Consider the following 13612-nt stretch of genomic DNA (forward strand, 5'->3'; position numbering starts at 1 on the left):
CCCATTATGCCTGCCCTCCTCGGCCCGTCGGTTCGGTGTTCGGCCCTGTGGTCCGGGAGAATGGTGCGCATGACGCTTTCGATCGCCACCGCATCAGCCGCCGGATCCGCCACCGGGTCCACGGGCGAAGCCTCCTATGGCTGGCTCGGCGACATCGTCGTCTCGATCATGGAGACCATCGGCCCGATCGGTGTGGCGCTGGCCGTTTTCGCCGAGAACCTCTTCCCGCCGATCCCCTCGGAGCTGATCCTGCCCCTGGCCGGCTTCACCGCGGCCGGCGGTGCCTTCAGCCCGTGGGAGGCCCTGATCTGGGCCACCGTGGGTTCCGTGCTGGGCGCCCTCATGCTCTACGGCCTCGGCGCGTGGCTGGGCCGCCGGCGGCTGTACAGGATCGCCGACTGGCTGCCGCTCGTGGACATCGAGGACGTCGAGAAGACCGAGCGCTGGTTCAACCGCCACGGCTACTGGACCGTGCTGCTGGGCCGCATGGTCCCGATCTTCCGTTCGCTGATCTCCATCCCGGCCGGCATCGAGCGCATGAACCTGTGGCTGTTCACCCTCTTCACGCTGATCGGCTCCGGCATCTGGAACACCATCTTCGTCTGGGCGGGCTTCCAGCTCGGGGACAACTGGCACCTGGTGTCCGACTACGCGGACGTCTTCTCCAACCTCGTGCTGATCGCCGTGATCGTGTTCATCGCCTGGTGGGTGACCGCCCGCATCCTGCGCAACCGGCGGCGCGCCAAGGACCCGAACTACGTGGCGCCCTCGGCAGACGAGGCCGTGGCCCGCATGGAGGCCCTCCTCGCCGAGTCCCAGCACGGCCGCAAGTAGCCATCTCCATCTGCTCCCCATCCACACTCTGGGGGCCGCAAGTAGCGCTCCGGCGGATTACCGGTAGCCGGCCTGGGCGGCCGGGAGGTACTGCGGCAGTGAGCGTGCCTCACCGGAGTCCATGACCTTCTTGCCCAGGGGCAGGAGCGAGACCGGGATCATACGCAGGTTGGCGATGCCCAACGGGATGCCGATGATCGAGATGAACATGGGGATGGCGGTCAGCACGTGGCCGATGGCGATCCAGACGCCGGCCACGATGAACCAGATGATGTTCCCCAGGCCGGTGAAGACGCCCATGCCCGGCTGGGTGTCCACCACCACGCGGCCGAAGGGCCACAGGGCGTACCCCGCGATCCGGAACGAGGCGATGCCGAAGGGGATGGTGACAATGAGGATGCAGCAGATGAGTCCGGCCAGGAAGTAGCCCAGGGCCAGCCACAGGCCGCCGAAGACCAGCCAGATGATGTTCAGGATGAGGTTCAGGGGACGGTTCATGGGACCATGCTCCCAGCAGGTCCGGGTCAGCGGCTACTCTGGCTGGAGCCTTGTCAGGAGATTTCATGCAGAACCACCAGTCAACGGGCCGTTCCCGTCCTCTCCAGCCGTCCAGCCGGGCCGCCCGTCCTCTCGGTTCCGCCCGCTTCGGCCGTCCCGCGGCGGTGCTCGGCCTCTCGGTCGCCCTGATGCTGACCGCCACCGGCTGTTTCGGTGATTCCCGCCCCGCACCGCAGGAGACCGCCACGGCCCTGGCCGGAGCGATCTCCTCGGGCGACTACTCCACCGTGTCCCTGACACCGGAGTCCGAGGACGTCCCCGAGCAGCTCACCGAGGCGCTGGCGGACCTGGAGGACGTGGACCGCACGGTCACCGTGGCCTCTGCTGAGGTGGACGGCGAGGACAACGACCGTGCCACCGCCACCTTGACCGTCGACTGGCAGCTCGATGGCGACGATGCTGATGCAGACGCCGGGGCCAGTGCTGACGAGAGCCCCGGCGCCGGTGAAGCCGGCGCAGGCGACCAGGCCCGTGCGGGTGAAGAGGCCAGCGCAGGCACTGGATCGGAACGGACCTGGTCCTATGAGACCACCGCCGAGATGCAGTGGGACGAGGAAGCCCAGGAATGGCTCGTGGAGCTGGCCCCGGAGACGGTCGTGCCGCAACTGGCCGAGGGCGGCACCGTCAACCTCACGACGGTCCCCGCCGAGCGTGGCAGCATCCTCGACGGCGCGGGCGAGGAACTCATGATGGAACGGGACGTGGCCATCCTCGGGCTGGACAAGTCCCACCTCGAGGCCGATGACCCGGACGCCTTGGCCGATGCCGCCCGCCAGGTGGCCGAGGTCGCCGGGGTGGTCGAGGACGCCTTCGTGGCGCAAGCTGAGGCCGCCGGAGAGAAGGCCTTCGTTCAGGCCATCACGGTGCGCAACAACGGGGACACGGAGATCCCGGCAGACCAGTTGCTGGCCATCCCGGGCGGCCGGGTCCTCGAGGACACCGCCGTCCTGGCTCCCACCCGCGCCTTCGCGCGGGACGTGCTGGGCACCTACGGTGAACCCAACGCCGAGCAGGTCGAGGCCTCCGAGGGCGAGTTGGAGGCCGGAGTCGAGGTCGGCCTGTCCGGCCTGCAGGCCACGTGGGAGGACCACCTGGCCGGCACCCCCGGGGTGCAGATCACCATCGACAACCCGGACCAGCCGGACACCGATGAGTCCGGGACGGGCAGCTCCAGCTCCCCCAGCGCTACCGCGGCCGCCACGCCGACGGCACCGGACGGGCCGGTCTTCAGCACCGATCCGATCCCGGGTGAGGACCTGACGTCCACGCTGGACCGGCGCGTGCAGGAGGAGGCTGAGGCCGTCGTCGCCGCCTCGGACGTGCCGGCCGGCCTGGTGGCCCTGCGGCCCTCGGACGGGCAGGTGCTCGCCGCGGCCTCCAGTCCCGAGGGGTGGCCCGTGGCCGTGTCCGGGTCCTACGCACCGGGATCCACGTTCAAGGTCGTCACCGCCCTGGCCATGCTGCGGTCCGGGATCGCCCCCGGGGACACGGTGCAGTGCCCGGAGACGCTCAATGTGGGCGGCATGGTGGTGGGCAACTATGACGGTTACCCGGATGCGTCCGTGGGCGAGATCCCGTTCTCCGAGGCCTTCGCCGAGTCCTGCAACACCGTCTTCGTGGGCGCCCACGAGGAGATCAGCGCCGCCGACGAGGCCGAGGCCGCCGAGGCGCTGGGGCTGACCGCCGAGCCGGTGACCGGGCTCGACTCCGCCTTCCTCGGGTCTGTCCCGGACGACTCCACCGGAACCGAGCACGCCGCCAACCTCTTCGGCCAGGGCGTCGTGGAGGCCTCGCCGCTGGGCATGGCCACCGTGGCCGCCTCCGTGGCCGCCGGGCAGACGGTTCGCCCCCTCTTCGTGACCGATCCGGCCGTGGAGGCCCCCGCCGCCCCGGAGTCAGGGGTCACGGCCGACGAGGCCGAGCAGTTGCAGGCACTGATGTCCGGGGTGGTGGAGACCGGCACCGCCGAGATGCTGCAGGACGTCCCGGGTGCTCCCGTGCTGGCCAAGACCGGCACGGCCCAGTTCGTCGCCGACGGGGAGGACCTGGCCCACACCTGGCTGGTCGCGGTCCACGGTGACCTGGCGGTGGCCCTGTTCTTCAACGAGGGGCTCGGCGGCGGCCATGACAACGGTCCAGTGGTCCGGGACTTCCTGACCGCCGTGGAGGAGATCATCCCCTCGGAGGGGTGACCCCGGGGCCGATTCCCCCACTGATCTCCCGGTACCCTTGAAGTCCTCATGACCAGCGAACATCCCGCCCCCGCGCAGCACGCCCACGGGCACAACAACCGACCCGATCCGGAGCTCTACCGCACCGAGCCGGTGTCCTTCGTGCGCCGCGGCGAGCGGTTGAACCCACGCCGCCAGAAGACGTGGGATCGTTCCCACGGCAAGTACATCGTGGATGTGCCCCGGGACCGCGCCACCACGTCCGTGGCCGAGGGGACGGACATCCACTGGGACCAGGTCTTCGGCCGGACTGCCCCGCTCGTGGTGGACATCGGCTCCGGCCTCGGGGAGTCCACCGCCCAGGGGGCGATCGACCACCCGAAGTGGGACTTCATCTCGGTGGAGGTCTACACCCCCGGTCTCGCCGCCCTGCTCGTGCGGGTCGAGGACGAGGGTCTGGAGAACGTCCGCGGCGTCCAGGCGAACGCCCCCGAGGTCCTGGACCGTCTGCTGCCCGCCGGCGCGGTGCAGGAGATCTGGGTGTTCTTCCCAGATCCGTGGCACAAGACCCGCCACCACAAGCGCCGCCTCGTCAGCCCGGCCTTCGCCGACCGCGTGGCCCGGGTCCTGGCCCCCGGCGGCGTGCTGCGCCTGGCCACGGACTGGTCCAGCTACGCCGTGCACATGCGCTCCGCCATGGAGGCCCACCCGCAGCTGGCCAACGCCCATCCGGGCCGCGCCACCGGAGAGGACTCTCCGCTGACCCGGGTCCGGCTGGAGGGCAGGGAACTGGAGGTCGGGGCACAACCCATCGCACCCCGCACCGGCTCGGCTCGTGCCGGGGTCAGCGAGGCGAGTTCCGGGGCCGGCCTGGAGGACCCCGTGGACCACGAGGGAGGCTGGGCGCCCCGGTTCGAGGGCCGCCCGCTGACCAGTTTCGAGAACAAGGCGCTGCGCGCGGGACGGCTCGTGTTCGATCTCACGTACGTCCGCCTCTAGCCGCCTGCCCGCACCGGAGTAGGGCCCTCGGCAGATCACCCCGAGACACCACTTCGGCGCCCCCGCCTTTGCGCCAGCACCATCGGACAGGGATACTGGGAGGCCGAATCATCCACCGGCCTCCCCCAGGGCGCCAGCGTAGCGCCCGGCAGGTCCGGTCTGCGCGTTACCCTGGGCTGGTCACGACCGAAGGGACCCCGGTGCCCGACGCCACCCCCTCCCCTGCCACACCCAGTCAGCAGAAGAGCCCGCCGGAGAATTCCGGTGCCGTCGGGATGTACCCGCACGACATCCACCCCGGCCTGGTGCCCGGCATCGGCGTGGACGAGCAGCGCAACCGCTTCGGCCTGGACAAGCTCGTCTTCGGCATCACGGGTGCGCTGATCGTCGCCTTCGTGACGTGGGGCGTCATGGCACCGGAGTCCGTGTCCGAGGTCTCCGCCTCCGCCTTCGGCTGGTCCATGACCAACGCCGGCTGGCTGCTGAACATCACCGCCATCGTGGCCCTCGGGGCCATGCTGTTCATCGGCTTCAGCCGTTTCGGCAAGATCCGCCTGGGCCGTGACGACGAGGAACCGGAGTTCTCCCGCTTCTCGTGGGTGGCCATGATGTTCGGTGCGGGGATCGGCGTCGGGATCTTCTTCTTCGGTCCCTCCGAGCCCCTGTCCCACTACCTCTCCCCGCCGCCGGACACCGTGGCCGCCGGCACGGACTCCGCCCTGCACCAGGCCATGGCCCAGTCCCACTTCCACTGGGGCCTGCACGCCTGGGCCATGTACGCCCTGGTCGGCGGGGCCATCGCCTATGCCTCCTACCGCCGCGGCCGCGTCCCCCTGATCAGCTCGGTGTTCCGGACCCTCTTCGGAGCCCGGCAGACCGACGGCCTGGCGGGCAAGATCGTGGACATCTTCGCGATCATCGCCACCCTGTTCGGCACCGCCGCCACGCTCGGACTGGCCGCCATCCAGATCGGTCAGGGCGTGGAGATCATCTCCGGCGCCGGGCCCCTGGGCAACAACGGCCTCATCATCATCCTGGCGGTGCTCACCGCCGCCTTCATCATCAGCGCGGTCTCCGGCGTGGCCAGGGGCATCCGCTACCTGTCCAACATCAACATCCTGATGACGTTGGGCCTGATCCTGTTCGTGTTCATCGCCGGGCCCACCCTCTTCCTGCTGAACCTGCTGCCCTCGGGCGTCATGGAGTACGCGGACGAGATGTTCTCCATGATGGGCAAGTCCCTGTCCTGGGGTGCGGACACGGTGGACTTCCAGTCCTACTGGACCGGGTTCTACTGGGCCTGGTGGATCGCCTGGACCCCGTTCGTCGGCGTCTTCATCGCCCGCATCTCCCGCGGCCGAACGCTGCGGGAGTTCGTCCTGGTGGTCATGGGCGTGCCGACCTCCATCCTGATCTTCGCCTTCACCATCTTCGGCGGCGCCGCCATCTGGATGAACCGCAACGGCGTGGAGGGCACCGACGGCTCGGCCTCCGCGGAGTCCCTGCTGTTCACCCTGTTCGACCAGTTGCCGCTGTCCCAGATCACCCCGTTCATCGTGATCGCGGTGCTGGCCATCTTCTTCATCACCTCGGCCGACTCGGCCTCCGTGGTCATGGGCACCATGTCCTCCCGCGGCAACCCCGAGCCCAACAAGCTCGTGGTGGTCTTCTGGGGCCTGTGCATGATGGGCATCGCGGTGGTGATGCTGCTGGTCGGCGGCGAGACCGTCCTGACCGGCCTGCAGAACCTGACCATCCTCATCGCCCTGCCGTTCTCGGTCATCCTGCTGCTCATGGTGGTCGCCTTCCTGCGGGACCTGTCCACGGACCCCGAGGCCATCCGCCGTGACTACGCCAAGACAGCCATCTCCAACGCCGTGCGTCGCGGCATCGAGGAGCACGGCGACGACTTCGAGCTCTCCGTGCGCGAGGCCCCCGAGGGCCGCGGTGCCGGTGCCGACTTCGACTCCACCTCTGACCAGGTCACCGAGTGGTACCAGCGCACCGACGAGGAGGGTCAGCCGGTCGACTACGACTATGAGACCGGAACCTACGCCGACGGCTGGACGCCGGAGGGCACCGAGCCCCTCGCCGCCACGGCCAGCAGCACCGCTGACGCCAGCGCTGACGAGGCATCCAGCCAGGACCAGGCCGCGGGCCCCGGTGCCCAGGACCGCCGGCCGGGCCGGGGAACGTCCACCAGCTGACTCCGGCACTGCACTGACTGCCATCCGGACAGTCAGTGCAGTGCGAAGCGCTCCGTCCTCCGCCGGCTACCGGCGGAGAACGGGGCGTTCTTGTCTTCCGGTGGCACCCGGACGATCCGAGATTCAGTCGAGGGGCAGGCCCGCCGTCGCACGGGCGATGCGGTACAGCGAGGTGGTTCCCACGTCCCGGTAGCCGAAGCCGCGGTGCATCGGTCCGGAATCAGGCCGATGCCGCGACGTGTTGTGTCCGACCACACCGGCGAGACCACGCGAGTCATCCGCCCCGACCTCCAGCGGTGTGAACCGGTTCCAGCGTGGCCGCCGCGAGAGCAGCCGCCCGAGCCGGGACAGGTAATCGGTCTCCGCCAGCGCGAGGTAGATGTGCTCAGCCGTCAGCCCGAGCTTCCCGGGATCGTCCGCCAGGTCGCGGGGCAGGCCCACCACGCCGGACACCACCAGCGCATCCAGGCTGCGCGGCGGCTCGCGCCGCTGCAGGATCTGCAGGGCCCGCGCGGCCACCACGCTCCCGTAGGAATGGGCTTCCACGGCAGTGTGCGGAAGCGCCGCCCTCCCGCTCTGGGGTCCGACGCCCGCCCGCCCGGTCCCAGCGCCCGGTGCGGTTGCAGGGGGCCAGCCGGTCCCCACCGACGAGCCGGTCTCAACGGCGGGCGTGGAGCCGGCAGCGAGCCGCTCTCGGTAGTCGAACCAGCCGTCCAGGTGACGGGCCAGCCGGGCTCCGCCGCGCAGGGCGGACTGGCCGGACAGCACACCCCAGGGGCCGGGCGGGTGGTAGCCGAGCCAGGCCACCACGCACGGCAGTGACGCCCCGGCCTCCCGCTGGGCGGCCCACAATTGCCCGGCTTCCCGGACTGACCCCCACATGGCGGTGTGCACGAAGATCCCCATGCCGGAGACCTGCCAGGTCAGATGGCTGGCGGTGGACGGCTCCCCCACGGCGATGGCGGCGGAGGCCGGTCGCAGGGCCGTGCCGAGGTCATAGGCCAGCAGATGCCGCTCCGGGTAGGAGCCGTCCATGGAGCCCGGTTGCAAGGCGTGCACCAGACCGTCCAGGGCGGACTTCTGGCGTGGGCCGAGGCTCTGGCGACGGCGCATGTCCGCCCGGAGGCGGGCCCGGGTGGCCGCCCGCTCGGCGGCGTCCCAGATGTCCCGGCGAGCAACCGGCGCGACCTGCTGGTCAGGCATGGCCGGCTTGTCAGGCGTGGCCGGCTTGTCAGGCGTGGCCGGCTTGTCAGGCCCGACCGGCTCAGCCGGCTCGATCGGTTGCTCCGGCCTCAGCCCTGGCGTTTCCATATCCGCACCGTGGACGTCGTGCCGGGGCGCGGTTCCGATCCCTCGGCAGGGAAGTGCCGGCTCCCGGCGGTGGTGCCGGAGGCGGGGCCGGGGCCCGCAGTGATCTCGAAGATGCCGGGAGCGGCGGACAGAGCCGCGGCCGGGCGGCGCCACCGGGCGGCCCGGCGGGCGCGCTCGATGGTGGCCGCCGTCTCCGCGTCCCGGGCGCGGGAGGCGTGCTGCGATCCCGCCGAGCCGGCGTCGAAGGTACTGGTCACGTCCCCGGTGGCTCCCGCGGTGAACACGCGGGGGTAGCGGGCGTAGGCCTGGAAGGCCTGGATCTGCCCGGCGAGCTCCGCCACGGTGTTCTGCAGCTGCTCGACCTCGCCCTGCAGCTCCACGATCCGGCGGATGCCCTCCAGGGAGACGCCGTCCCGGCTGAGCTGCTGGATGGTGCGGAGCCGGTCCACGTCCTGCCGCGAATAGCGGCGCTGCCGGCCACCCTGGCGCTGCGGGACCACCAGTCCGATCCGGTCATACTGGCGCAGCGTCTGCGGATGCATATCCGCCAGCTCGGCTGCCACCGAGATGACGTAGATCGGCTCCTCCCAGAACGTGGTCACAGCCGGGCCTTGTCCGCCAGCCCCGCCCTCGGATGGTGTCCCGCGGTCGCGGCGGCGAAGGCCTCCACGGCGGCACGGGCGTCATCGGACAGGGAGGCGGGCACCTCAACCTGGAGCTCGACCAGGAGGTCTCCGGCCGGCGTCGAGCCCTTGGAGGGTTTCACGCCGCGGCCCTTGACGCGCAGCACGCGCCCGGAGGACGAGCCGGCGGGAACCTTGACCCTCACGGAGCCGTCCAACGTAGGCACCTCGATCGTGGCGCCGAGGGCAGCCTCGTCGAAGGAGATGGGCACGTGGACGCGCAGGTTGTTGCCGTCACGGTGGAAGAACGGGTGGTCCTTCACGCTGACGGTGACGATCAGGTCACCGGCGCCAGCGGCCCCGGGCGAGCCCTTGCCACGGGAGCGGACCTTCTGGCCGTCCTTGATGCCGGCGGGGATCCGGACGTCGATGACCTCGCCGTCCGCCGCCCGCAGGGAGATGGTGGTGCCACGCATCGCCCCGGCGAAGGAGATGCTCGTACTGGCGGTGCGATCCGCGCCCTTGGCCGGAGGGCCGCCGAAGCCGCCACCGCCGCCGAAACCACCGGAGCGGCCGCCGAAACCACCGAACAGATCGGCGAACTCAGGCGGGATGTCCCCGGTGGTCGGCCCGGAACGGCTGCGGCCGGCGCCGGTGTTGAACAGTCCGCCGAACATGTCCTCGAAGCCGCCGCCGGCAGGGCCGCCCGCGCCGGAACCGGGCGCGGAGAACCGTGCCCCCGATCCCATCGCCCGGATCGCGTCGTACTGCTGACGCTCCTCCGGGTCGGAGAGCACGGAGTTGGCCTCCGTGACCTCCTTGAACTTCTTCTCGGCGGCATCGTCACCCGGGTTCTGGTCCGGATGATACTTGCGGGCCAGCTTCCGGTAGGCCTTCTTGATGTCCGCTTCCGAGGCGTCCTTGGAGACACCGAGGACGGCGTAGAAGTCCTTGTCCACCCAATCCTGTGAGGCCATGGTGCCTCCTTTCCTGTCTGTCCTGTGGCCACCTCCGCTTCAGCCCGGGGGCTGTCCGGCGGGGCCTGTCTTGCGGCGGTCTGGTCAGCCTTCGCCGGCGGAGACCATCACCTGGGCGGCGCGCAGGACGCGCTCACCGCGGAGGTAGCCGTTGCGGAAGACCTGGACGACGTGCTCCTCCGGGATCTCCTGGCTCGGCTGGCGCAGCATGGCCTCATGGCGGGTCGGGTCGAACGGCTGGCCGACCAGGGAGTCCTGGTCCTGCCGCTCCAGCCCGAAGCCGGTGAGCACCGAGCTGAACTTGGTGGCGATCGAGGCGAACGGGCCCTCGGCGAGGTCGCCCGCGGCGCGCGCGGCGTCCAGGTCGTCCAGCACGGGCAGCAGGGCCGTCAGGACCGACTGGATGGCGTTGTCCTTGGACACGTCCCGGTCCCGGTCCACGCGGCGCTTGTAGTTCACGAACTCGGCCTGCACGCGCAACAGGTCGTTGCGCAGCTCCTCCTCGCGGGCGGTGGCGCTGACCAGCTCCGGGTCCTGGGCGCCGATGACGCCCTCGTCGGAGGCATCGGCAACACTGTTGAGGATCTGCTCGGCCTGGGAGAGCGCGTCTCCGTCCGCGTCCGCCGCACCGGAGCCGGCGTCGTTGTTGGTTTGTTCTTCAGCGGCGCCGGCGGGCTGGCCCGCCGGTTCGCGGACCTTCCCGGTCATCGGATCGATCCGGCGCTTGTCCTGGAAGCTCACCGGCTCCTCGCGCTCGCGGTCTTCTTCATTACCGTGGTTCGGCATGGTCTGGGGTCCTTTCCTCCGGTACCCCCGGGGCCGGCCGGCCCTGCCCTGACGGTGCAGGGACAGGATCCGACCGGCCCGGGTCCGGTGGCCCGCCGTCGGACGACGGGCCGGTATCAGCTAGGGATCAACGACGGGGGACGGGCCTTACTTGGACTCGCCCTTGGACTCGCCGTCCTTCGGCTCCTCCTCGTCCACGACCTCGGCGTCGACGATGTCCTCGTCCTCGCCGGCCGTGCCGGAGTCGGCACCGGAAGCACCCTCGGCCCCGGCAGCGCCGGCTTCGGAGGCCTGGGAGGCGTACAGGGCCTCACCGATCTTGGTCTGGGACGCCTGCAGCTTCTCGTAGGCGGCCTTCACCTCATCATCGTTGTCCTGCTTCTCCAGGGCGGCCTTGAGGGCGTCGACGTCGGCCTGGACCTCGGTCTTGATGTCCTCGGGCAGCTTGTCCCCGTTGTCCGCGAGCAGCTTGTCCACGGAGTACGCGGTCTGCTCAGCCTGGTTGCGGCGGTCGGCGGCCTCGCGGCGCTCCTTGTCCTCCGCAGCGTGGGCCTCGGCGTCCTTCACCATGCGGTCGATGTCGTCATCGGACAGCGAGGTGCCGCCGGTGATCGTCATGGACTGCTCGGTGCCGGTGCCCTTGTCCTTCGCGGAGACGTGGACGATGCCGTTGGCGTCGATGTCGAAGGTGACCTCGACCTGCGGCATTCCGCGCGGAGCCGGGGCGATCCCGGTCAGCTCGAAGGTGCCCAGCGGCTTGTTGTCCCGGGTGAACTCGCGCTCGCCCTGGAAGACCTGGATGGACACGGAGGGCTGGTTGTCCTCGGCGGTCGTGAAGGTCTCGGACCGCTTGGTCGGGATCGCGGTGTTGCGCTCGATGAGCTTGGTCATCACGCCACCCTTGGTCTCGATGCCCAGGGACAGCGGGGTGACGTCGATCAGCAGCACGTCCTTGCGCTCACCGGCGAGCACACCGGCCTGCAGGGCAGCACCCACCGCCACGACCTCGTCCGGGTTGACGCCCTTGTTCGGCTCCTGGCCGCCGGTCATCTCGGTGACGAGCTCCGCCACGGCCGGCATACGGGTGGAACCGCCGACGAGGACCACGTGGTCGATGTCCTTGACGGACACGCCGGCTTCCTTGATGACGTCCTCGAACGGCTTGCGGGTGCGCTCGAGCAGGTCCTTGGTCAGGTCCTGGAACTTGGCGCGGGACAGGTGCTCATCCAGGTGCACCGGGCCGTCCGCGGTCACGGACAGGTACTGCAGCGAGATGTTGGTGGAGGTGGCGGAGGACAGTTCCTTCTTGGCCTGCTCCGCCGCTTCCTTCAGGCGCTGCAGGGCGATCTTGTCCTTGGACAGGTCGGCTCCCTTGGACTTGGCCTGGGTCAGCAGCCAGTCGACGACCCGCTGATCCCAGTCGTCGCCGCCGAGGCGGTTGTCACCGGCGGTGGAACGGACCTGGATGGTGGAGAAGTCATCCTCGTCCTTGCCCACCTCGAGCAGGGAGACGTCGAAGGTGCCGCCGCCGAGGTCGAAGACCAGGATGAGCTCGTCTTCCTTGCCCTTCTCCAGGCCATAGGCCAGCGCGGCCGCAGTCGGCTCGTTGATGATGCGGGAGACCTTGAGGCCGGCGATCTCGCCGGCTTCCTTGGTGGCCTGACGCTCAGCGTCGTTGAAGTAGGCCGGCACGGTGATGACCGCGTCGGTGACCTTCTCGCCCAAGTAGTCCTCGGCGTCGTGCTTGAGCTTCATCAGGGTACGCGCGGAGATCTCCTGCGCGGTGTACTTCTTGCCATCCATCTCGGTGCTCCAGTCAGTGCCCATGTGGCGCTTGACGGAGGCGAGGGTGCGCTCGGGGTTGTTCACGGCCTGGCGCTTGGCGATCTCACCGACGAGGACCTCGCCGGACTTCGAGAAGGCGACGACGGACGGGGTGGTCCGGGAGCCTTCGGCGTTGGCGATGACGACGGGGTCGCCACCCTCCAGGACGGAGACGACAGAGTTGGTGGTGCCGAGGTCGATTCCCACTGCACGGGACATGGGCGGTTCCTTTCCTTGACGGACGATTCGAGGGCTGCGAGAGCCGGACGCCGCATGGTGCCGGACTGATGGCCGGGGCCTGCGGGCTTCCCCGCCATCCAGTCACCTGAGCGTTCAAGACTCAAGGTTTCATGTCCAGGAGGTCCCTGTCAATCTGCCTTGAGCCAACCTGACTCAACTTTGCCTTCGCTGGTGATAACCACGGGCCTCCGGCATTCATTCCCGGCGGACCCCCTGACATGCTTCGCCCACACCCGGCAGTGGCGATCGAGGGCCGTCAGGGGCGACTCCGCGCTTGTTCTGAGTAAGTCACATTAACGAAGGTGAGGCTTCGTTGCCTTGCGGGCAAGCTACCGGGGTGTTTGAGTGAGGGGATCGACACAGCGGCGCAATGCAGTACCGACAGTCGGCGCCGCACGAAAGGAGTCACGATGGCAGCGAAGAACAGCAAGGCCAAGGACACCCAGGCCAAGTACACCGTGCCCGGTCTGGAGATCGAGGACGGGCACCGCGTCGCCGAGATCCTCCAGATGCGCCTCCACGCCCTCAACGACCTCCAGCTGACGCTCAAGCACGCCCATTGGAACGTGGTCGGTCCGAACTTCATCGGCGTCCACGAGATGCTCGACCCCCAGATCGACGAGGTGCGCGCCGCCGTCGACGTCATCGCCGAGCGCATCGCCACGCTCGGGGTCTCGCCCGGGGGCACCCCCGGCGCCCTGGTGGCCGAGCGAACGTGGGATGACTACTCCCTCGGCCGGGCCGACACCATTGAGCACATCGCCGCGCTGGACCAGGTCTACGACGGCGTGATCGCTGACCACCGCAACGCCATCGAGGAGACCGGCAAGCTGGACCCGATCACCGAGGACATCCTCACCGGACAGACCGGGGACCTGGAGCAGTTCCAGTGGTTCCTGCGCTCCTTCCTCACCAACGCCGCCGGCGAGCTGAGCACGGCGGGCGCCACCACAGAGAAGAGTGCGGCCAAGCAGGGTGCGGCCAAGAAGTCCTGATCACCGCGTGACACACAGCAGGGCCCCGTCATCAGGCGGTTTCCAGGGGTCCTCGCAACACCTGATGGTTAAGTGACTGTTAGTAGA

General features: G+C 69.6%; 11 protein-coding genes. 5 read left to right on the forward strand and 6 right to left on the reverse strand.

Annotated elements, in window-relative coordinates:
- The first annotated feature begins 69 nt into the window (after positions 1-69).
- Positions 70-834, forward strand: a complete 765-nt coding sequence (locus tag ACFFIO_RS12610) for a DedA family protein (protein WP_378042262.1) — start codon at positions 70-72, stop codon at positions 832-834.
- A 57-nt stretch (positions 835-891) separates the two neighbouring features.
- On the opposite strand, the gene ACFFIO_RS12615 is transcribed toward ACFFIO_RS12610, so the two are convergent.
- Positions 892-1332 (reverse strand): YccF domain-containing protein, encoded by a 441-nt coding sequence (locus ACFFIO_RS12615; RefSeq protein WP_378042264.1) that lies wholly within the window; start codon positions 1330-1332, stop codon positions 892-894.
- Positions 1333-1397: 65 nt separating this feature from the next.
- Between ACFFIO_RS12615 and ACFFIO_RS12620 the strand changes: the two genes are divergently transcribed.
- The 3 genes from ACFFIO_RS12620 (at position 1398) to ACFFIO_RS12630 (ending at position 6769) form a co-directional block, all read left to right on the forward strand.
- Positions 1398-3584, forward strand: coding sequence for a penicillin-binding transpeptidase domain-containing protein (locus ACFFIO_RS12620; protein WP_378042266.1), 2187 nt, complete (start codon positions 1398-1400; stop codon positions 3582-3584).
- Between the two features lie 48 nt (positions 3585-3632).
- Positions 3633-4562, forward strand: coding sequence for a tRNA (guanosine(46)-N7)-methyltransferase TrmB (gene trmB / locus ACFFIO_RS12625; protein WP_378042268.1), 930 nt, complete (start codon positions 3633-3635; stop codon positions 4560-4562).
- 200 nt (positions 4563-4762) lie between these two features.
- Positions 4763-6769 (forward strand): BCCT family transporter, encoded by a 2007-nt coding sequence (locus tag ACFFIO_RS12630; RefSeq protein ID WP_378042270.1) that lies wholly within the window; start codon positions 4763-4765, stop codon positions 6767-6769.
- Between the two features lie 123 nt (positions 6770-6892).
- Here ACFFIO_RS12630 and ACFFIO_RS12635 read toward each other — a convergent pair whose 3' ends face one another.
- The 5 genes from ACFFIO_RS12635 to dnaK all read right to left on the reverse strand — a co-directional run bounded on the left by ACFFIO_RS12635 (position 6893) and on the right by dnaK (position 12509).
- Positions 6893-7972 (reverse strand): alpha/beta hydrolase, encoded by a 1080-nt coding sequence (locus ACFFIO_RS12635; protein ID WP_378042272.1) that lies wholly within the window; start codon positions 7970-7972, stop codon positions 6893-6895.
- Between the two features lie 89 nt (positions 7973-8061).
- Positions 8062-8682: a heat shock protein transcriptional repressor HspR gene (locus ACFFIO_RS12640; protein WP_378042273.1), complete on the reverse strand. Its 621-nt coding sequence runs from the start codon at positions 8680-8682 to the stop codon at positions 8062-8064.
- Positions 8679-9680 (reverse strand): DnaJ C-terminal domain-containing protein, encoded by a 1002-nt coding sequence (locus tag ACFFIO_RS12645; protein ID WP_378042275.1) that lies wholly within the window; start codon positions 9678-9680, stop codon positions 8679-8681. The genes ACFFIO_RS12640 and ACFFIO_RS12645 overlap by 4 nt, the downstream gene beginning before the upstream one ends.
- An 84-nt stretch (positions 9681-9764) precedes the next feature.
- Positions 9765-10466, reverse strand: coding sequence for a nucleotide exchange factor GrpE (locus ACFFIO_RS12650; protein ID WP_378042276.1), 702 nt, complete (start codon positions 10464-10466; stop codon positions 9765-9767).
- A 147-nt stretch (positions 10467-10613) separates the two neighbouring features.
- A complete protein-coding gene (gene dnaK, locus ACFFIO_RS12655) occupies positions 10614-12509 on the reverse strand; it encodes a molecular chaperone DnaK (protein ID WP_378042277.1) in 1896 nt (631 codons plus the stop codon).
- Between the two features lie 431 nt (positions 12510-12940).
- Here dnaK and ACFFIO_RS12660 point away from each other — a divergent pair, with 431 nt between their 5' ends.
- Positions 12941-13525, forward strand: a complete 585-nt coding sequence (locus tag ACFFIO_RS12660) for a Dps family protein (RefSeq protein ID WP_378042279.1) — start codon at positions 12941-12943, stop codon at positions 13523-13525.
- Positions 13526-13612 lie beyond the last annotated feature (87 nt).

The organism is Citricoccus parietis (assembly GCF_042433045.1).
Lineage (GTDB): Bacteria > Actinomycetota > Actinomycetes > Actinomycetales > Micrococcaceae > Citricoccus > Citricoccus parietis.